This window comes from Capnocytophaga sp. (assembly GCF_030532915.1).
Taxonomy (GTDB): domain Bacteria; phylum Bacteroidota; class Bacteroidia; order Flavobacteriales; family Flavobacteriaceae; genus Capnocytophaga.
In genome coordinates, this window is sequence record NZ_JAUNKD010000022.1 from 1 (window position 1) to 19,243 (window position 19,243).

The 19,243-nt window shown below is 38.5% G+C and carries 18 protein-coding genes; 9 read left to right on the top strand and 9 right to left on the bottom strand.

Features of this window, described 5'->3' with window-relative positions:
• Nucleotides 1-150: 150 nt before the first annotated feature.
• From Q4D72_RS07930 to Q4D72_RS07965, 8 genes are all read right to left on the bottom strand, one after another.
• A complete protein-coding gene (locus tag Q4D72_RS07930) occupies nucleotides 151-1,389 on the bottom strand; it encodes a DUF445 domain-containing protein (protein ID WP_303077267.1) in 1,239 nt (412 codons plus the stop codon).
• A gap of 73 nt (nucleotides 1,390-1,462) precedes the next feature.
• Nucleotides 1,463-3,304, bottom strand: coding sequence for a glutamine--fructose-6-phosphate transaminase (isomerizing) (gene glmS, locus Q4D72_RS07935; RefSeq protein WP_303077268.1), 1,842 nt, complete (start codon nucleotides 3,302-3,304; stop codon nucleotides 1,463-1,465).
• Nucleotides 3,305-3,389: 85 nt separating this feature from the next.
• The gene (coaD, locus tag Q4D72_RS07940) at nucleotides 3,390-3,851 is read right to left on the bottom strand and encodes a pantetheine-phosphate adenylyltransferase (RefSeq protein WP_303077269.1); all 462 of its coding nucleotides are present in this window, start codon (nucleotides 3,849-3,851) and stop codon (nucleotides 3,390-3,392) included.
• A gap of 14 nt (nucleotides 3,852-3,865) precedes the next feature.
• Nucleotides 3,866-4,840 (bottom strand): D-alanine--D-alanine ligase, encoded by a 975-nt coding sequence (locus tag Q4D72_RS07945; protein ID WP_303077270.1) that lies wholly within the window; start codon nucleotides 4,838-4,840, stop codon nucleotides 3,866-3,868.
• 193 nt (nucleotides 4,841-5,033) lie between these two features.
• Complete coding sequence (locus Q4D72_RS07950; RefSeq protein ID WP_303077271.1) at nucleotides 5,034-5,846, bottom strand: M48 family metallopeptidase; 813 nt, start codon at nucleotides 5,844-5,846, stop codon at nucleotides 5,034-5,036.
• Nucleotides 5,847-5,968: 122 nt separating this feature from the next.
• Nucleotides 5,969-7,087 carry a molecular chaperone DnaJ gene (dnaJ, locus tag Q4D72_RS07955; RefSeq protein WP_303077272.1) on the bottom strand — a complete coding sequence of 373 codons (1,119 nt, stop codon included), beginning with the start codon at nucleotides 7,085-7,087 and terminating at the stop codon, nucleotides 5,969-5,971.
• Nucleotides 7,088-7,097: 10 nt separating this feature from the next.
• The gene (locus Q4D72_RS07960; protein WP_303077330.1) at nucleotides 7,098-7,580 is read right to left on the bottom strand and encodes a nucleotide exchange factor GrpE; all 483 of its coding nucleotides are present in this window, start codon (nucleotides 7,578-7,580) and stop codon (nucleotides 7,098-7,100) included.
• Between the two features lie 152 nt (nucleotides 7,581-7,732).
• Entirely contained in the window at nucleotides 7,733-8,224 is a 492-nt protein-coding gene (locus tag Q4D72_RS07965; protein WP_303077274.1) for a phosphoribosyltransferase family protein, read from the bottom strand.
• Between the two features lie 125 nt (nucleotides 8,225-8,349).
• Between Q4D72_RS07965 and Q4D72_RS07970 the strand changes: the two genes are divergently transcribed.
• The 9 genes from Q4D72_RS07970 (at nucleotide 8,350) to Q4D72_RS08010 (ending at nucleotide 17,725) form a co-directional block, all read left to right on the top strand.
• The gene (locus tag Q4D72_RS07970) at nucleotides 8,350-10,209 is read left to right on the top strand and encodes an SLC13 family permease (protein ID WP_303077331.1); all 1,860 of its coding nucleotides are present in this window, start codon (nucleotides 8,350-8,352) and stop codon (nucleotides 10,207-10,209) included.
• A gap of 20 nt (nucleotides 10,210-10,229) precedes the next feature.
• A complete protein-coding gene (gene bcp, locus Q4D72_RS07975; protein WP_303077276.1) occupies nucleotides 10,230-10,688 on the top strand; it encodes a thioredoxin-dependent thiol peroxidase in 459 nt (152 codons plus the stop codon).
• Between the two features lie 122 nt (nucleotides 10,689-10,810).
• Complete coding sequence (locus tag Q4D72_RS07980) at nucleotides 10,811-11,539, top strand: hypothetical protein (RefSeq protein ID WP_303077277.1); 729 nt, start codon at nucleotides 10,811-10,813, stop codon at nucleotides 11,537-11,539.
• Nucleotides 11,540-11,554: 15 nt separating this feature from the next.
• On the top strand, nucleotides 11,555-12,829 hold the full coding sequence (locus Q4D72_RS07985) for a hypothetical protein (protein ID WP_303077279.1): 1,275 nt from the start codon (nucleotides 11,555-11,557) through the stop codon (nucleotides 12,827-12,829).
• Between the two features lie 88 nt (nucleotides 12,830-12,917).
• Nucleotides 12,918-15,167, top strand: coding sequence for a GH92 family glycosyl hydrolase (locus Q4D72_RS07990; RefSeq protein ID WP_303077281.1), 2,250 nt, complete (start codon nucleotides 12,918-12,920; stop codon nucleotides 15,165-15,167).
• 73 nt (nucleotides 15,168-15,240) lie between these two features.
• Nucleotides 15,241-16,548, top strand: a complete 1,308-nt coding sequence (gene der, locus Q4D72_RS07995; protein WP_303077282.1) for a ribosome biogenesis GTPase Der — start codon at nucleotides 15,241-15,243, stop codon at nucleotides 16,546-16,548.
• Nucleotides 16,549-16,634: 86 nt separating this feature from the next.
• Nucleotides 16,635-16,847: a hypothetical protein gene (locus Q4D72_RS08000; RefSeq protein ID WP_303077284.1), complete on the top strand. Its 213-nt coding sequence runs from the start codon at nucleotides 16,635-16,637 to the stop codon at nucleotides 16,845-16,847.
• A 6-nt stretch (nucleotides 16,848-16,853) separates the two neighbouring features.
• Nucleotides 16,854-17,135 (top strand): Txe/YoeB family addiction module toxin, encoded by a 282-nt coding sequence (locus Q4D72_RS08005; protein WP_303077286.1) that lies wholly within the window; start codon nucleotides 16,854-16,856, stop codon nucleotides 17,133-17,135.
• Between the two features lie 35 nt (nucleotides 17,136-17,170).
• Nucleotides 17,171-17,725, top strand: coding sequence for an RsmD family RNA methyltransferase (locus tag Q4D72_RS08010; protein WP_303077287.1), 555 nt, complete (start codon nucleotides 17,171-17,173; stop codon nucleotides 17,723-17,725).
• Nucleotides 17,726-17,783: 58 nt separating this feature from the next.
• Here the strand turns inward: Q4D72_RS08010 and Q4D72_RS08015 are convergent, their stop codons facing one another.
• Nucleotides 17,784-19,067, bottom strand: coding sequence for a Glu/Leu/Phe/Val dehydrogenase (locus tag Q4D72_RS08015; RefSeq protein WP_303077289.1), 1,284 nt, complete (start codon nucleotides 19,065-19,067; stop codon nucleotides 17,784-17,786).
• Nucleotides 19,068-19,243: the final 176 nt, after the last annotated feature.

Consider the following 19,243-nt stretch of genomic DNA (forward strand, 5'->3'; position numbering starts at 1 on the left):
GTAGTTTTCATTGCTTTTTCTATCTCAATTGGAATTGCAAATATATTATTTTTTTGTATATAAGCTAAAACTTTAACAAAATAATTTTTCTGCCGTTACTTTGTTTTTGAAAATTTTGACCTGAAAAATTAATTTGAAGAGCTAAGATGCTCAAAAAAATTGGGTCAGCACATAGATTAAAAGTCCCACCAATCCGCCAACCAACGTACCGTTGATGCGGATAAATTGCAGGTCTTTACCTACTTCGAGCTCTAATTTTTGGCTCAATTCACGCCCTTGCCAATTCCCTACGGTACGGCTTATGAGTCCGCCAACTTCATTTTTGTTTTTTATAATGAATTGATACAGCGTTTTTTGAGTCCACCCGTTGAGTTGGTTTTGTAACTTGGTGTCGGTTTGCAGTTGCGTGGCAAATCGTGAAATATTTTGTTTGAAATAGGTTTTCAAAACCGAATTTTCAGCGGGTTTGAGCAAATCGTCCGAAATGCTTTTTTTGATATATTGCCACAAGGTATCGGAATATTTTTGGAAATTTTCAGACTGCAACAGATTGGCTTTTAAAGCATTCATTTTATCTTGCCAATGAGGTTTGCTTTTCAAATCCGCAGCAAACTTTAAAAGCTCGGTTTCAATTTCTTGACGCACAGGATGTTCTTTATTTTCGGTAATTTCATTCATATAAGCAGCCAAACCGTTTGTGATTTTTTCTGCCAAAATTTTATCCACAAAATCAGGAATGAAAAAGGCGCTTTCCTGTGAAATCCGTTTGTGAATAAAGTCTTTATTTTCTAAAATATACGTTTCAATTTTTAAGGAAATAAAATCAATGATGTTGTGATGTTCTTTTTCTTTTAATAAATATTCTAAAATATTACTTGTTAGTTCATTAAGGTTTATTTCTTCAAGTAATGATTTAGCTTTTTCCGTGATAAAAAGCGAAATTTTTGTATCGTCAATATTTTGAATTATTTCTTGAAGTTTTACTTGAAAGTTGTTTGTTAAATTATTGATGTTCTTCTCTTTATTAATCCAGTTGGCGATAAAATCGGATACATTTATATTTTGAACATACGGACGAATATTTTCGGGTTTTAAAAAGTTTTCCACCACGAAATTCCCCAAATTATCCCCGATGTCTTTCTTGCGGTTTTCAATCAAGTTCGTATGCGGAATGGGCAACCCCAAAGGCTTGTGAAACAGCGCCGTTACGGCAAACCAATCAGCCAAAGCGCCTACCATTGCGGCTTCGGCAAAGGCTTTGATATAACCGGTTAGTTGCCATTCGGGTACTTTTTTTTGTAAGATAACCATCACGACATATAGCAGGGTCATCAGCAAAAACAAGGCTGTGGCTATGCGTTTGTGAAAACGTAGTTTTTTTTCTTTCATTTACCAATAATAAAAAAGAAATCAGCAGTTTAGTAGAATCATCTAAACTACTGATTTTCTATAAATTATAAATCTATTCAACCGTTACGGATTTTGCCAAATTTCGGGGTTGATCCACGTTACATCCTCGTTTTACGGCGATGTAGTAGGAGAGGAGCTGCAACGGAACCGAAGCCAACATAGGCGAAAGTGCTTCGCTAACTTCCGGAATTTCAATCACGTGGTCGGCAATGGCTGCCATTTGTGTATCGCCTTGCGTAACCACGGCTATAATTTTTCCTTTGCGCGATTTAATTTCCTGTGCATTTGAAACGATTTTGTCATAATGCCCTTTGAGAGGCGCAATGAAAATCACGGGCATATTTTCATCAATCAACGCTATGGGACCGTGTTTCATTTCGGCAGCCGGATAGCCTTCGGCGTGAATGTACGATATTTCTTTGAGTTTCAATGCTCCTTCCAATGCCGTTGGGAAATTAAACCCGCGCCCTAAATAAAGGCAATTAGCCGCATTTTTGTAATTTTCAGCAATTGTTATGGCTGTTTGGTGCGTATTTTTGAGCGTTTTTTCAATCAAACTCGGAATATTTGCCAAATCGTGCGTCAAACTTTGGTAAGTTTGTTTGTCAATCGTTCCTTTTCGTTGCCCCAGATGCAAGGCAATGAGTGTCAATACGGTTAATTGAGTGGTAAATGCTTTGGTTGAAGCTACTCCGATTTCAGGACCTGCGTGAGTGTAAGTCCCTGAATGTGTGATTCGTGCAATGGAAGAACCCACCACATTACAAATTCCGTAAATAAAAGCTCCTTTTTCTTTGGCGAGTTTCAAAGCTGCCAACGTATCGGCGGTTTCACCTGATTGTGAGATAGCTATGACGATATCATCTTTACGGATTATCGGATTTCGATACCGAAATTCCGAAGCATATTCCACCTCTACGGGAATTCGGGCAAACTCCTCAAACAAATATTCGCCTACCAACCCCGCGTGCCACGACGTTCCGCAAGCGACAATGATGATGCGTTGTGCGTTTAAAAACGTATCGATATGATTATCAACGCCTGACAGTTTTGTTGAACAATCATCAAGCAAACGACCGCGCATCGTATCTTGAACCGATTTGGGTTGCTCAAAAATTTCTTTAAGCATAAAATGGTCGTATCCGCCTTTTTCAATGGCTTCCAAACTGATTTTCAATTCTTGCATCAGTGGCGTAACCTGCTCATTTGTAATGATTTTACGAACGTTCAACGGTTTATCCAATCGGATAGTAGCCATCTCACCGTCTTCCAAATAGAGTGCGTTTTTGGTATATTCTACAAAAGGCGAAGCATCAGAAGCGATAAAATATTCATTCTCACCAATGCCAATCACAAGCGGACTACCCAAACGCGCCACCACGATTTCTTCCGGACGACCTTCTTCCATAACCGCAATGGCATACGCACCAACCACTTCGTTTAAGGCGTGCCTCACGGCGGTTTCTAATGATGCGTTTTCTTTCTCTTTGAAATATTCGATGAAATTCACCAAAACTTCGGTGTCAGTATCCGATGTAAAGGTAAATCCTTCTTGAATTAACCGCTGTTTGATGCTGTCGTAATTTTCAATGATTCCGTTGTGGATAATGGCAATTTTGCCCGAATTGGACAAATGCGGATGTGAATTTACGTCATTCGGAACACCGTGCGTTGCCCAACGCGTATGCCCCATTCCACAACCGAAAGAAGGCACTTTATCGCCCGCTTTCTTTTCCAAATCAGAGACTTTTCCTTTGGTTTTTACATTGAAAAATTGGTCGGCATTCAAAACAAAGCCGGCACTGTCATAACCGCGATATTCCAATCGCTTCAACCCGTCAATCACAACGGGAAAGGCAGCCCTGCTGCCCAAGTAACCTACGATTCCACACATAATTTTTGATTTTAATGTTTTATTTTATTATTTATCAATGAGTTATAAAACAACTCAAATTCACAAAGTTTTTTCAATAGGTAATTTATATTTTTTCAATTCGGACGCTTTTAGGCACTAAAACGGTGTAATCGCCGTTGTTTCGGATAACGTCGCGTACGATGGACGATGATATGAACGATGTGCCGGCAGCTGTCAATAAAAAAACGGTTTCGATTTTTGAAAGCGTTCGGTTGGTATGCGCAATAGCTTTTTCAAACTCAAAATCAGCCGGATTTCGAAGCCCCCGCAAGATGAATTGCGCATCAATTTCTTTACAATAATCCACCGTAAGCCCTTGATAAGTAGTTACTTTTACCTTGGGTTCATCGGCAAAGGCTTTTTCAATAAATTTTTTGCGTTCTTCAACCGAAAACATATAATTTTTGTCGTTATTCACCCCGATGGCAACCACAATTTCATCAAACAAATCCAATGCGCGATGAATAATGTCATAATGCCCCAGCGTAATAGGGTCAAACGACCCCGGAAATAATGCTCTTTTCATTTGTGCTGTGTGTTTTATCGTTGAAAAGCAAGCTCAATTTCAGAATCTAATAAATCCGAAAACTGCCAACCTTTGTGAACCACCTGTTGCGGAAAAATGCTTTGCGGTGAAAGCCCCGGATTGGTGTTTATTTCAATAAAATACGGAATTTCGTCCATTACAATGTAATCAATCCGCGAGAAACCACTCATATTCAACGCTTCATAAATTTTCACGGAAGTTTGGTTAATCCGTTGCTCAATGGCAGGGGAGAGGCTTGCCGGAGTGATTTCCTTTGATTTTCCTTCGTATTTAGCCTGATAATCAAAGAAATCGTTTTCCGAAATAATTTCGGTATGCCCCACAACAGTCGTTTTTCCGTTAAATTTAAAAACGCCCACCGAAATTTCACGTCCGTTTAAAAACGATTCGATTAAAATTTCGGTATCTACCTCAAAGGCAGTCCGTAAGGCTTGGTCAAATTCTGATGCGTGGTTTACTTTTGAAACCCCCAAACTGCTTCCTGAGCGATTGGCTTTTACAAACAACGGAAGCCCTAATTTTTGGATAACTTCTTCTTTATTAATGGTTTCGTTTTTTGAAGCGTACACCGATTCGGCTTTTTTTATTCCGAATTTTGCCAATACCGAAAGCGTATCGCGTTTGTTGAATGTCAATGCCGATTGATAGAAATCACAACCCGTAAACGGAATTTGGAGCAGTTTCCAATAGGCTTGTAGCTGTCCGTCTTCACCCGGCGTTCCGTGTATGGTATTGACAATCACGTCAAAAGTAATTTTTTGATTATTTTTCTGCACGGAAAAATCGCCTTTTTGAATCGGGAATTTGGTATCGTTTTCAACCAAAAACCAGCCTTCGGGCAGAATATGAACCTCAAAAATATCGTATTTTTGGGGGGCTAAACTATCTAAAATGAGCTGACCACTTCGTAAGGAAACCTCCCGTTCCCCTGAATATCCGCCCATAACAACAGCTACTTTTTTCTTCATTTTCAAATAATTATAAACTCAAAACAATAAATCACAACACAATGTTGTGATTTGCACGAGCCAAAAGTACTATTTTTTTACTTAAAGAAAAGTTAAAAGATAATTTTTTTAAATATACCTTTAATTTAAAATAAAAAAGTGCCTATAAAAATAGTAGGCACTTTTTGATGATTTTTCTGATGTTTTTTATTGATTACCTAAAACTTGTTACACCAAATTTGGCGGCTTCGGCTTTTGCCTGTGGCACCATTCGTTGTAGGTTGGCGATACGTGAGGCGTTTGAAGGGTGGGTGCTGAGCAACTCAGGTGTTGAATTGCCACTCAACGCCTGCATACGTTCCCAAAGTTTGGGTGCTTCTTCCGGATTGTAACCGGCAATAGCCATCAAACGAATTCCGATTTCATCGGCTTCGGTTTCGTGTGAACGGCTGAAAGGCAACATTCCCGCCATGTTGGTTGTCAGTCCGTAAGCCATATTAAATTCATTGGTGTAATTTTTGTATTTGCTGTTTTGAAGCGCCACGTTACCAACAATGGCTCCTAATTGCTGAATGGTACCCGCACTCATACGTTGCGCCCCGTGGTCAGCCAAAGCGTGAGCCACTTCGTGCCCCATCACCACTGCCATACCGGCTTCATTTTGTGTAACGGGCAATATTCCGGTGTAAAAAACGATTCCGCCACCGGGCATACACCACGCATTAACTTGCTTATTATCAACTAAATTATATTCCCATTTGTAATCTTTCAGGTAATCTTTATATCCGTTGGTATCGAGCCATAATTTAGCGGCTTTGGCGATGCGTTCGCCCACCCGTTTTACCATTTCGGCTTCGGGCGTTCCTTTAATTACCTTATTTTCCTTTAAAAAAGAAGAATACTGATTGAACGCCATCGGGAACAACGTGCTGTTGGGCGTGAAATTAAGCGTGCTTTTCCCCGTAAAAGGATTGGTTTTACACGAAAAAATAACTAACAAAAAAATAATCAAGCTTATTTTTCTCATAATTTTTTTTTTTGCAAAAATACTAATTAATTTGAATTTCATACTAAAAAAACAAAAAATAAAAGTCGAAAGTTTGAACATTCAGTACAACTTCCGACTTTTATCACCAAAATTTAATTATTTTATGAAAACATTTCTCTTACTTTTTCAAAAAAGGATTTGTCCGATTTTTGCGGTTGTGGTTTGAAATCGGCATCGTTTAGCATTTCTCTGAAAAATTCTTTTTGTTTTTCGGAAAGATTTTTGGGCGTCCATACATTTACGTGAACGATTAAATCACCTGAACCATAACCATTTAAACTCGGAACGCCTTTTCCTTTTAATCGGAGAATTTTTCCTGATTGAATGCCTTCTTCCAACTTAATGCGCACTTTGCCCGTTGCAGTTTCTATTTCTTTTGAAGCACCTAAAACGGCTTCTGAAAAGCTGATATACAGGTCGTAATGCAAATTTTCGCCTTCACGTTTAAGTGTTTCGTGTTCTTGCTCTTCAATTACTACGAGCAAATCACCCGCAATGCTATTTTTTCCGGGGGCTTCGTTACCTTTTCCGCTGACTTGCAGTTGCATACCTTCCATAATTCCTGCCGGAATTTTTACCGAAATGGTTTCTTCAACCACTTTTAAACCTTGATTATCAGCCTCTTCCGGGCGATGGTCAATGATTTGTCCGCTTCCTGAACAAGCCGAACAAGTGCTTGCGGTTTGCATCACGCCCAGCGGAGTGTTAATCTGGCGAACCACTTGTCCGCGCCCGTTACAGGTGGGGCAACTTTTGTAGGTAACGCCTTCGGCTTGTACTTTTCGTTTTACTTTTAGTTTCTTTTCTGTTCCTTTAACAACGTCTTCCAATGAAACTTTCAGGCGTACTCGCAAATTTTCACCTCGCAGGCGCGTTTGTTGGTGACTGCCGCCACCAAAACCGCCAAAACCTGAAAAACCGGAAAAATGCCCACCGAAAATATCACCGAAATGCGAGAAAATATCCTCCATTGTGGAGTGGTATCCGTGTCCGCCGTTATCAAAAGCAGCGTGCCCAAATCGGTCATACTGAGCACGTTTGTTTTCATCGCTCAGCACTTCATAGGCTTCGGCAGCCAGTTTGAAGTTTTCTTCGGCTTGCTTGTCACCCGGATTTTTGTCAGGGTGGTATTTTATGGCTTGTTGTCGGTACGCTTTTTTAATTTCGGCTGCGGTTGCCGTTTTTGGAACTCCTAATATTTCGTAATAATCTTTTTTCATTGAAAATAACTTACTGTCCTACAACTACTTTGGGGTAGCGAATAATTCTATCGGCTAATTTGTAGCCTTTTTCAACCACGTCAATAATTTTCCCTTTCAACTCATCGGAAGGTGCCGGAATTTGTGTGATTGCCTCGTGGATTTCGCTGTCAAAAGCATCGCCCGAAGCGGCTTCGACTTTTTCCAAACCTTTTGATTTCAAGGTGTTCATCAATTTGTTGTAAATGAGTTCAACGCCTTTAACCAAATTTTCGTCGCCCGATTTTGAAATTTCAACCAAAGCCCGATCAAAATCATCAACGATTGGCAACATTGCTGACAAAATGTCTTGCCCGGCGGTTTTGAACAACTCCATACGCTCTTTTGAAGTGCGTTTTTTGTAGTTTTCAAACTCGGCAAAGAGGCGTAAAAACTTATCTTTTTCTTTTGCCAATTCTTCCTCTAAATTATTTTGAGGATTTTCGTTGGTTTCTTTATTTTCGGATTCAAGCATAACTTCTTCTTTTTGAAGCTCTTCGGTTGTATCAAAAGTTTCGTCTATATTTTTTTTTGTACTCATAATCAAAATAATTAAATTAAAAAATCGCCTTATACACAGAGAAAACTGTGCCATTTTTGCAATTTATGTCAATCTGGCAGTTGAGATTACTCTAAATAAGCCGTGTAATTTCCGTCATCAAACGCCACGCAAACGTGTTCTTGCAATGAGGTTGAGAGCGAAATACCTTTAAAATCAGCCTTTACCGGAAAATTTTTATGATTTCGGTTTACTAAAACGGCTGTTGTTAATTTCTTTAACGGAACTTCTAAAAAATGTTTTACGCCGTAGATGAGCGTTAAGCCTGAATTTAACACATCATCTACCAAAACAACGGTTTTATTTTCGTAATCTGTTGTTTTTATTGAAGTTGTTACGGTTTCCAACGGATTTTTTTTGTTGATGTTTACCTTGCATAAAACCACCTCAATGGGACAAATTTCATCGAGCACGGCTTTTAATTTTTCGGCAAAAAGATAACCGTTGCCTTGAATTCCGGCTAAAATAATTTGAGCTTCATCAGCATTGGTTTCGTAAATCTGATAAGCTATTCGCTTGATTTTATGTTGAATATCTTGATGATTTAATATTAGCGTCATCGTTTTTTATGTTAAAATTCGGCTCAAAGATACAAAAAAGCATCACAAAATCGTAAAAAAAACGAATTATATCAAATTTTATTCGTACCTTTGAGAACTCGAAAAAATTGAAAACAGCAACGGATATGTACATAACGCTTAGCATTCTTTTAGTTTCGGCAGTGTTGTTTATGAGCGGTAAAATTCGCTCTGATTTAGTGGCTTTATGCTCGTTGGTTTGCTTGATTATTTTTGGTATTCTCACCCCCGAAGAGGCGCTTTCAGGCTTTTCTAACTCGGTGGTAATTATGATGATAGGGCTTTTTATTGTAGGAGGTGCTATTTTTCAAACAGGGCTTGCCAAAATGATTAGCAGTAAAATTCTTCAATTGGCGGGCGATAGTGAAATCAAACTTTTAATTTTGTTGATGCTCGTAACTTCGCTCATCGGGGCGTTTGTGAGCAATACTGGAACGGTGGCGTTGATGTTGCCCATTGTGGTAAGTATGGCGATGAGTTCCAACATCAATACGAGTCGTTTATTAATGCCGATGGCTTTTGCCAGCAGTATGGGTGGTATGATGACATTAATCGGTACACCTCCGAATTTAGTTATTGACGGCGTGCTTATAAAAGGTGGCTATCAACAACTTACGTTTTTTTCGTTTACACCCGTAGGCATTGTTTGTTTGGTGGTTGGTGTATTGTTTTTGATTCCCGCCAGTAAATTTTTACTTACAAAAAAAGAAAAATCAGCTTCTGAAAATCGAAAAAAAGGCAAATCACTACACGATTTGGTCAATGAATATCAGCTTTCTAAAAACTTATACCGAATACAAATCCGGAAAAATTCTCCGTTTGAAGGCAAAACTATTAAAGATATCGGCGTTTATGAAAAATACCAAATTTCGGTATTGGAAATTAGGCGTAAATCGCTCACTAACAATCCGTTTTTTAAAACCGGAAATCAAGAAGTGGTAAATGCCGAAACCACTGTTTTTGAGGGCGATATTTTGTACTTGCGCGGTGAATTTGAAAACGTTCAAAAAATGGTTTCAGAAAACGAATTGCTGTTGTTAGACACGCATCAAACCGAAGAAAAACAATCAGATGTGCTTAATTTTCAAGAAATTGGAATTGCCGAAGTGTTGATTATGCCGGCTTCAAAACTTGTAAATCTCCCCATAAAAGCCTCAAAACTCAGAGAACATTTCGGATTAAATATTTTAGGAATACAACGCAAAGACACCTATATATTACAACATCTGAAAGACGAAAAAATGCACTCGGGCGACATTTTATTAGTGCAAGGAACGTGGCAACACATTGCCCAATTGGATGCCGAACGCAGTCAGTTAGTAGTTTTGGGGCAACCGATGACCGAAGCCTCAAAAGTAACACTGACGCATAAAGCCCCCATTGCCGCTCTTATAATGGTAGCGATGGTTGGCGCGATGATGTTTGATTTTATCCCGATAGCTCCGGTAACGGCTGTGTTGATTGCCTCGCTGTTGATGGTGCTATCAGGAGCTTTACGCAATGTGGAATCGGCTTATAAAACCATCAATTGGGAAAGTGTCGTGCTGATTGCCGCTATGCTTCCGATGGCTCTGGCGCTTGAAAAAACAGGTGTTTCTCAATTGGTATCCAATACGTTAGTGAATAATTTGGGGCAACGAAGCCCTTATATACTTCTGGCAGGGATTTACTTTACCACCTCACTGATGACAATGTTTATCAGCAATACGGCAACGGCGGTGTTGTTAGCTCCGATTGCTTTTCAATCGGCAGTTTCACTGGGACTGAATCCGCAAGCCTTTTTGTTTGCCGTAGCTGTGGGGGCGAGTATGTGCTTTGCCTCTCCGTTTTCAACCCCGCCCAATGCACTGGTAATGTCCGCTGGACGCTATACGTTTATGGATTACGTGCGGGTGGGGCTTCCGTTGCAAATCTTGATGGGGCTTGTAATGATTTTTGTTCTTCCTTTATTATTTCCTTTTAAATAATTAATAATCAAATAAATAATATGCTAAAAATAGGCGACCAAGTAACCGACTTTTCATCAACCGACCAAAACGGAAAAACGTTAAAACTTTCGGATTTTCAAGGAAAGAAACTGATTATTTTTTTCTATCCGAAAGCAAGCACGCCGGGCTGTACAACACAGGCTTGTAATTTGCGTGACGGCTATCAACTTTTAAAGGAAAAAGGGTACGAAATTATGGGAATTAGTGCCGATTCGGTAAGTAAACAGACCAATTTCACGACTAAAAACAATCTTCCTTTTGTGTTACTCGCTGATGAAAATAAAGAAATTATCAAACTATTTGGCGTTTGGGGTGAAAAAAAATTTATGGGAAAAATCTTTGACGGAATCCACCGAACCACCTTTATTTTAGATGAAAATCACGTCATTACCCACGTTATACATAAAGTCAAAACCAAAGAACATACCCGGCAAATTCTGGAAATTATTGACAATTAAAAAATGTGAAAAATTGTTATTTTTTTTATAGTGAGTTAAATAAATACTAAATTTAATAGTAATAATTTGGATTTTAGACTTGTAATGTATACATTAGCCGACTAAATTAAAATACATAAAATATGAGAAGAACTATTAATTATGTAGTAATGCTGCTATTAGTGGTGACTACAATTGGTTGTGAGAAAGACAAACAAACAGAAAGTCTTAAAGTTAGTGTTACTAACTTAGAGGTTGAAGCAGATGACAAAGCAACCTTTGAGATTATTTCTGGAAGTGGTAATTATTCAGTAACTGTTACGGATACAAAAATAGCGACCGCTACTTTTTCAGAAACGACTGTTACCGTAAACGGGATTAAAGAGGGCGAAACAACAGTAATTGTTCTTGACAAAATAAGTCATCAACAGGTAGTTGTAAAAGTAAAAATACATCCATATATCCCTCTTTTCATTGATCCGATACCTGTATCTACTTCAAACGAATTTGTTAATAGTTACAGGCATACGGGGGGTGAAATTATAGTTAAAAATGCTATGGAAGAGCTTTACAGACCATATTCTATTTGTATTTTTAATAAAGGTACTGAAAAAGAATATCAATATTCTCACTATCAAGGAGGTAATGCATACAGATCATACGTCATCCTATCAGTTTCTTTGAATTCTTATTATACTTTGGCGTCTATAACCAAGTGGTTAGAAAAAAAATATACTCTTTTAAAAAGTTCTGATACAACAAATTTTTATCGAGTAAAAGACACTACTTTGCTAATTGAAGCAATACTTTCTTACAAAAAGGAAAATAATTCAGTAATTATCGAATTTCAGGTACCGTCTTATCCATTTTAATAAAAATAAAAAGAGATGCTTTTACGCACAATACTTCTAGCAGTAGTGGCAACAGTGCTCGTAAGTTGTGAGCAAGACAAACAAACAGAAAGTCTTAAAGTTAGTGTTACTAACTTAGAGGTTGAAGCAGATGACAAAGCAACCTTTGAGATTATTTCTGGAAGTGGTAATTATTCAGTAGCTGTTACGGATACAAAAATAGCGACCACTACTTTTTCAAAAACGACTGTTACCGTAAAAGGGATTAAAGAGGGAAAAAGTTCAGTTATAGTATTTGACAAGAATACGAATGAGCAGGCAATTGTTGAAGTTGATATAACTAAACTAATTCCAAGAATGACTTTTACAACCACTGAGCCCATAGGAAATACGTTAACATTAGGACTTTTTGGTTCCGAATACGAGGGGGGAGAGCTTCCTAATAATGTTTGGATTGACATCAATAACAATGGTATAAAAGAAAAAGGGGAAGACTTATCAGAAATTCAAAGGGAATATGAACATGACTTAGGATATGTTCTCGTAGACTATCCCAGAACTCATATTTACGCTTTTAAATTAGTATCACAAACGGTTACCATCTATGGAGATGTGGTTCATTTGGATTTTTTAAATTTAAGTGAAATTACAAAGCCTTATCATGAAAAAGGAGGCCCTACTATGACCTCTGGTTCTGTATACAAAAAAAAACCTACAAAACTTACCTCATTAGAAGTTAGAAAGAATAAAAAACTTAAAGTACTCCGATGTGGCTTAACAGGAATCTCTACCTTAAATGTAAAAGGAATGAGATTATTGCTGTTAGATTGTTCAAAAAATAACTTAAAATCACTAAATGTTAGTGGTTCAAGCATTTCTGTTTTACGTTGTTCTGATAATCAATTAACATCGTTGAAGTTAGGTCACGTAGAAAAACTTAATTGTAACAACAACCAGTTAACTGATTTAGGTAATTTAGGGTCAGTAAAAAGTCTGTTGTGCAGAAACAACCAACTAACATCTTTGGATTTCAAAGGTAGTTCTATTGAATATTTAGATTGTACTGAAAATAAAATAAATGCAGAGGCTATGACTAATTTGATTAATAGTTTACCTTTGGGAAAAATTGAGTATGAAAGAGTTGGATTGGACGGACTACTTTATCCTATACAAAGCACTATCGTCACAAATTCCAATTCGCCTACTGAAAAAAATCAAATTACGTCAGAAAATATTGCAACTTTGAAAAAGAAACAGTGGAGAGTAGATTGGATTGACTATACCGATGGTGAGAAATTTAAGGAATATTAGTAACTAATTCCCTTCAATTTTACAAACAAAAAATCTTGGTTTTTTCAAGATTTTTTGTTTTTTTTGTGGTTTCAAAATCCGTAATTTTATGAGAACAATTTTTTTTATTTTACTTATAGGTCTGATTTCGTGTAACGATTCAAAAACTACTGAAAATCAGATTAAAAAAACCGAAAACCTAATCGATTTTGTCAATCCGTTTATAGGCACGGACGGTCCCGGTAACACTTTCCCCGGTGCAACGCTTCCTTTCGGAATGGTGCAGCTCAGCCCCGATATCGGCATTCCCGGCTGGGACAGAATCGCGGGATATTTCTATCAAGACAGCATCATTTCGGGATTTTCGCACACCCACCTTTCGGGCACCGGAGCGGGCGACCTTTACGATATTTTGGTAATGCCCACCAACAGCCGATTCAGTGAACGCATCGCCGAGAATTCCTACAAGCCTTTTTCAAAATTCAGTCACGAAAACGAAACGGCTACGGCGGGTTATTACAGCGTTGATTTGCAAAGCTTTAACATCAAAGCCGAACTCACTGCCACCGAGCGGGTCGGTATTCATCGGTACACGTTTCCCGAAGATAGAAACACCAAAATCAATGTAGATTTAGGATTTTCAATGAATTGGGATGCTCCCACCGATACGCATATAAACGTAGTAAGCAACTCAAAAATAGAAGGTTACCGAAAATCAACGGGTTGGGCAAAAGACCAGCGGATTTATTTCGTGATGGAATTTTCAAAACCTTTTTCTGCCTACCTTCTTTTTAATGACGAAAAAGAAACCACCAATCCCACCAGCGGAAAAAACACACGTATTGAACTAATATACAGCACCCAAGAAAACGAACAAATCGTCGTAAAAACAGCCTTATCAACCGCCAATTTGGCAGGAGCTTACGCTTCAATGCAAACCGAAACGGACGATTTTGATTTCGACAAATATCGCAATCGAGCCAAAAATAGCTGGGAAAACGAATTACAAAAAATCAAAATCACAACCAACGACACGAACAAAAAAACGATTTTTTACACCGCTTTCTATCAATCGATGCTGTGTCCCACCTTGCTTAGCGACCCCAATAAAAACTACAAAAGTGCTGACAATCAGGTGAAAAATTCCGGAAAATTTCATCGTTACGATACCTTTTCTCTTTGGGATACGTTTCGGGCTACGCACCCGCTTTTTACCATCACACAACCCGAACGCACCAACGATTTTATTCATTCTCTTTTGGGACATTACCAAGAAACCGGCAGACTTCCCGTGTGGTCAATGCAAGGAAATGAAACCAATATGATGATTGGCTATCACGCTGTTCCTGTGGTAGTTGATGCGTATTTTAAAGGCTTCTCGATGGACTCGGAATTGGCGTACCGAGCCTGCAAAGAAAGTGCGATGGTTGATGAACGTCAAATTGATTTGTACAAAAAATTCGGTTATGTACCTACCGATGAACATCACGAAAATTGGTCGGTTTCAAAAACAGTGGAATATGCGTACGGCGATTGGTGTATCGCAATGTTTGCCAAGGCGTTAGGAAAAACAGCCGATTATGAATATTTTTTGAAACGCAGCGAAAATTGGAAAAATCATTACGATGAAAAATCGACTTTTTTACGTCCGAAAGATAAAAACGGAAAATTCGTAAGTCCTTTTATTCCAAAGGAATACACACCTTATTTCTGTGAAAGCAATGCGTGGCATTATTTCTGGTTCGTACCTCAAAACATTCCGAATTTGGTAAAAACCACCGGCGGCAACGAGCGTTTTGAACAGAAATTGGATTCGATGTTCAGTTATTATCCGCTTCCCGAAGATAAACTCCCGATTTTCAGCACCGGAATGATTGGGCAATACGCACACGGAAACGAACCGAGCCACCACGTGGGATATTTGTACAATTACGTTCAAAAACCTTCCAAAACGCAAGAAATCATACGCCAAATCCTTAAAAGTCAATACAAAAACCAACCCGATGGACATTGCGGAAATGAAGATTGCGGACAAATGTCGGCTTGGTTCGTGCTGTCGTCATTGGGTTTTTATCCGGTGAATCCGGCACAGGGCGTCTATCTATTTGGAACTCCGTATGTTGAAGAAGCAGAAATTCAACTTCCTGAAAACAAAACTTTTAAGATAAAAGCCCGTAATTTTTCGGACAAAAATAAGTATATCAAATCGATTTCTTTAAACGGAAAATCATATAAAAAGCTGTATATCAGTCATAAAGATATCATCAACGGAGGCAAACTTATTTTTGAAATGAGCGACACGCCCAACGACCAAGAACTCGGAACGTACGCCCTTCCGCAAGTAGATAAAATCTATTAAAAGGGCGTTTTGTGCAAACTCTTTTCCATTTTTGCTTAAAAAGAATTATCTTTGCCCACAAAATTAAGAAAATATGAGCGCTATTGTTGCTATTGTAGGTCGCCCAAATGTGGGAAAATCGACCTTTTTTAACCGATTGATAAAACGCCGTGAGGCGATTGTTGATTCCGTGAGTGGCGTTACCCGCGACCGACACTATGGGAAAACTGACTGGAACGGCGTGGAATTTTCCGTTATTGATACGGGAGGATACGTTATCGGGAGTGACGATACTTTTGAAAAAGAGATAGATAAGCAAGTAAATTTAGCCATTGATGAAGCCGATGCCATTATTTTTATGGTAAACGTTGAAGATGGCGTTACGGGTATGGACGAAACCGTAGCCGACTTGCTTCGTCGTGCCAAAAAACCGATTTTCGTGGCGGTTAATAAAGTGGATAGCAACAATCGTCTTGCCGATGCCAATGAGTTCTATGCCTTTGGTTTTGAGAATCTTTACACGCTTTCGAGCATCAACGGAAGCGGAAGCGGTGAACTTTTGGACGATTTGGTAAAAGCCCTTCCGGAGCGTGAAAATCAAACAAATGATGACGAGTTGCCTCGTTTTGCGGTGGTAGGTCGCCCCAATACCGGAAAATCGTCATTCATCAATGCCCTTATCGGGGAAGACAGATATATCGTTACTGATATTGCCGGAACCACGCGTGATGCAATCGACACCAAATACAACCGCTTCGGATTTGAATTCAATTTGGTAGACACAGCCGGAATCCGCCGAAAATCAAAAGTGAAGGAAGATTTGGAATTTTACTCAGTAATGCGTTCAATCAGAGCCATTGAGCATTCCGATGTTTGTATTTTGATGATTGACGCCACCCGCGGATTTGAAGGGCAAGACAGCAACATTTTTTGGCTGGCAGAACGCAACCGCAAAGGCATTGTTATTCTGGTGAATAAGTGGGATTTGGTTGAAAAAAATAACAACACCACTAAGGAATACGAAGCGATTATCCGCAAGGAAATTGCTCCATTTACCGATGTCCCCATTATTTTTGTGTCAGCATTGACCAAACAACGTATTTACAAAGCCATTGAAACAGCGGTTGAAGTTTACAAAAATCGTTCAAAACGTATCCCGACACACAAACTCAATGAGGTGATGTTGCCCATTATTGAGAATTATCCGCCACCGGCTATCAAAGGTAAGTACATCAAAATCAAGTACTGTACGCAATTACCTACGCCAATGCCGCAGTTTGTGTTTTTTGCCAATTTACCGCAATACGTAAAAGACCCGTATCGCCGTTTTGTGGAAAATAAATTGCGTGAAAACTTTGATTTTAACGGTGTTCCGATTGATGTGTATTTTAGGCAAAAGTAATATCCAAATTGTTGCAATTTTAAAATTGGAAAATTATAAGAAAAACATTTAAAGTTTAAAATCATTCAAATTTAAAAAATAACACAATGAGAACAATAAAACTGCAAAACGATATTACGCCAAAGCAATACAAAATGGTAGTTAATCTGTTAAAAGCCGTGAATATAAAAGTAAAAAAACAGAAAAAAGACGATACCAAAATGAGTAAGGAAGCCTTTTTTGCCAAGATTGATAAAGCAAGAAAACAGGAAGGAAAAACAATGAGTATCGAAAGTTTTGAAGCACGTTTTTTGAAATAACTAACAATGGAAGAATATTCACTGCAAGAAACAGAGGAATTTATAGAAGATATTAACAAACATCTGAAATCGGGACAAAAGAAAAACGTTCAAAAAGTAGGCTTGTTTTTAAAGGAGTTAGTTACAAATCCAACCACAGGAACAGGGCAAGTTGAGCCTTTAAAAGGTTATGGAGACCGCTCTGTATGGTCTCGGCGGATTGATAAAAAACACCGCCTTGTTTATGAAATTTTTCAAGATGAGAAAATAGTTAAGTTATTAAGTGCCTATGGGCATTATGACGAATAAATTAAATCAAGAAATTATAAAATAAATCACCTTAAATGCGTATCATTTCAGGAAAGAATAAAGGGAAACATTTGATTGCTCCGGCAAAATTGCCCGTGCGTCCCACAACCGATTTTGCCAAAGAAGCCCTGTTCAATATTTTGAACAATCATTATTATTTTGATGAAATTTCGGTACTTGACCTGTTTTCAGGCACCGGAAACATCAGCTATGAGTTTGCCAGTCGCGGTTGTGAAAATATAATTTCGGTTGATAATCACAAAGGTTGCGTGCAATTTATCACAAAAACGGCTCAGGAGTTGGATTATTCAATAATAGCCCTAAAATCAGATGTTTATGATTATCTGAAACGAACCACTCAAAAATTTGACGTTATTTTTGCCGACCCGCCCTATGATTTTACACAAGAAAAATTCACTGAAATCATCCGATTGGTTTTTGAAAATGAATTACTTACGGAAGAAGGCGTTCTCATTATCGAACATTCAAAACACACGGCGTTAGATGAAAATATTTATTTTTCATACGACAAGAAGTACGGCGGTAATATGTTTAGCTTTTTTGAATTAAACAATTCTGAAAATCAATAAAATATAAACAAAAAAGTTGCTCAAATTGAGCAACTTTTTTGTTATGAAAAAATTCCCATTATGGAAATACGCCTCGTTCTTTGTATACTTGTTCAATTCGTTCCAAAGCAACGATATAGGCTGCCGTTCTGTAATCAGCATTGTAACGCTCGGCACACGAAACTACCGAGTCAAAGGCTACTTCAATTTTCTGGCGCAGTTTGGTAAGCACTTCTTCAATTTCCCAAATTTCAGCGCGCTTGTTTTGAAGCCATTCAAAGTAAGACCCGATTACGCCACCGCTATTGCACAGAATATCAGGAATAATGTTGATACCTTTTTTCAAAAGCACCTCTTCTGCCGCTGCATCGGTTGGACCGTTAGCTCCTTCGGCGATGAGCGTTGCCTTGATGTCATTCACGTTGTCAGTGGTAATTTGATTGCCCAAAGCCGCCGGAACTAATAAGTAACAATCTGTTTTCCAGAATTCTGCATTGTCAATACTTTTAGCTTTGCCATAACCGCCCACGCCTCCTTTGCTTGTTTTGGTGTAAGCCAATAATTCTTCCGGATTGATGCCTTCCGCATTGGAAATTGACCCCGTATGGTCTTGAACAGCAATGAGTTTCGCTCCTAACTTATTAAGGAAATGCGCCGTCCAGTACCCGACATTTCCAAATCCTTGAACAATGTAGGTTTTTCCTTTTAAATCAACGTTGTTTTTCTTTGCCCACTTTTCGATTGAAACCACAACACCGTAGCCGGTAGCTCTGTCACGCCCTTGCAATCCGCCTGAAAGTACGGGTTTTCCGGTAACAACGTGTAAATTCACCGAACGATTGGCCGGCGATTTTGCAGAAGCATATGTATCTGAAATCCAAGCCATTATTTGTGCGTTTGTATTTACATCCGGTGCCGGAATGTCATAGTCAGGACCGATATTGTCTCCTAACGCATACGTGAAACGACGTGTGATTCGTTCCAGTTCGTTTTTTGAATATTTTGACGGGTCAATCTGTATTCCACCTTTTCCGCCACCATACGGAAGTCCTGCAATGGCTGTTTTCCACGTCATCCAAGTGGCTAAGGCTCTGGCAGCATCAATGTCCACCGTTGGGTGATAACGCAACCCGCCCTTGTAAGGACCCAAAGCGTTATTGTGCTGCACGCGATAACCGGTAAAAACCTCAATGGAACCGTCGTCCATTTTTACAGGGAAATGCACCACGATTTCATTTTGTGTGGTAGCTAAAATTTTGCGAACGCCTGCATCTAAATTCATTTTGTCAGCCGCTTTATTGAACTCGTGCATTACGTTTTCATACATACCCGTTCTTTTTTTCTGTTCTGAATTGTTGCTCATATTTGTGAATATAATAAAAATATGGGTAAAAGTATGTATTAAAATTGATATATCCAAAATTTATGCTAAACTTTTTTTTCATATTCGTAAAAATTAATCGGTATTCATCAGATTGTCAGTTGATTATATTTTTGTTTATTCGAAGTAAATCGAAAATAAATATATTGAAAACGAAG

Excerpts from the sequence above, each read along its gene's own strand:
- Q4D72_RS07990 (WP_303077281.1), top strand. The coding sequence starts at position 12,918 with ATGAGAACAATTTTTTTTATTTTACTTATAGGTCTGATTTCGTGTAAC.
- Q4D72_RS07950 (WP_303077271.1), bottom strand. The coding sequence starts at position 5,846 with ATGAGAAAAATAAGCTTGATTATTTTTTTGTTAGTTATTTTTTCGTGT.
- bcp (WP_303077276.1), top strand. The coding sequence starts at position 10,230 with ATGCTAAAAATAGGCGACCAAGTAACCGACTTTTCATCAACCGACCAA.
- Q4D72_RS07980 (WP_303077277.1), top strand. The coding sequence starts at position 10,811 with ATGAGAAGAACTATTAATTATGTAGTAATGCTGCTATTAGTGGTGACT.
- Q4D72_RS07965 (WP_303077274.1), bottom strand. The coding sequence starts at position 8,224 with ATGACGCTAATATTAAATCATCAAGATATTCAACATAAAATCAAGCGA.
- Q4D72_RS07945 (WP_303077270.1), bottom strand. The coding sequence starts at position 4,840 with ATGAAGAAAAAAGTAGCTGTTGTTATGGGCGGATATTCAGGGGAACGG.
- Q4D72_RS07930 (WP_303077267.1), bottom strand. The coding sequence starts at position 1,389 with ATGAAAGAAAAAAAACTACGTTTTCACAAACGCATAGCCACAGCCTTG.
- Q4D72_RS07985 (WP_303077279.1), top strand. The coding sequence starts at position 11,555 with ATGCTTTTACGCACAATACTTCTAGCAGTAGTGGCAACAGTGCTCGTA.
- coaD (WP_303077269.1), bottom strand. The coding sequence starts at position 3,851 with ATGAAAAGAGCATTATTTCCGGGGTCGTTTGACCCTATTACGCTGGGG.
- Q4D72_RS08005 (WP_303077286.1), top strand. The coding sequence starts at position 16,854 with ATGGAAGAATATTCACTGCAAGAAACAGAGGAATTTATAGAAGATATT.
- Q4D72_RS07970 (WP_303077331.1), top strand. The coding sequence starts at position 8,350 with ATGTACATAACGCTTAGCATTCTTTTAGTTTCGGCAGTGTTGTTTATG.
- Q4D72_RS08010 (WP_303077287.1), top strand. The coding sequence starts at position 17,171 with ATGCGTATCATTTCAGGAAAGAATAAAGGGAAACATTTGATTGCTCCG.
- Q4D72_RS08000 (WP_303077284.1), top strand. The coding sequence starts at position 16,635 with ATGAGAACAATAAAACTGCAAAACGATATTACGCCAAAGCAATACAAA.
- glmS (WP_303077268.1), bottom strand. The coding sequence starts at position 3,304 with ATGTGTGGAATCGTAGGTTACTTGGGCAGCAGGGCTGCCTTTCCCGTT.
- der (WP_303077282.1), top strand. The coding sequence starts at position 15,241 with ATGAGCGCTATTGTTGCTATTGTAGGTCGCCCAAATGTGGGAAAATCG.
- Q4D72_RS07960 (WP_303077330.1), bottom strand. The coding sequence starts at position 7,580 with ATGCTTGAATCCGAAAATAAAGAAACCAACGAAAATCCTCAAAATAAT.
- Q4D72_RS08015 (WP_303077289.1), bottom strand. The coding sequence starts at position 19,067 with ATGAGCAACAATTCAGAACAGAAAAAAAGAACGGGTATGTATGAAAAC.
- dnaJ (WP_303077272.1), bottom strand. The coding sequence starts at position 7,087 with ATGAAAAAAGATTATTACGAAATATTAGGAGTTCCAAAAACGGCAACC.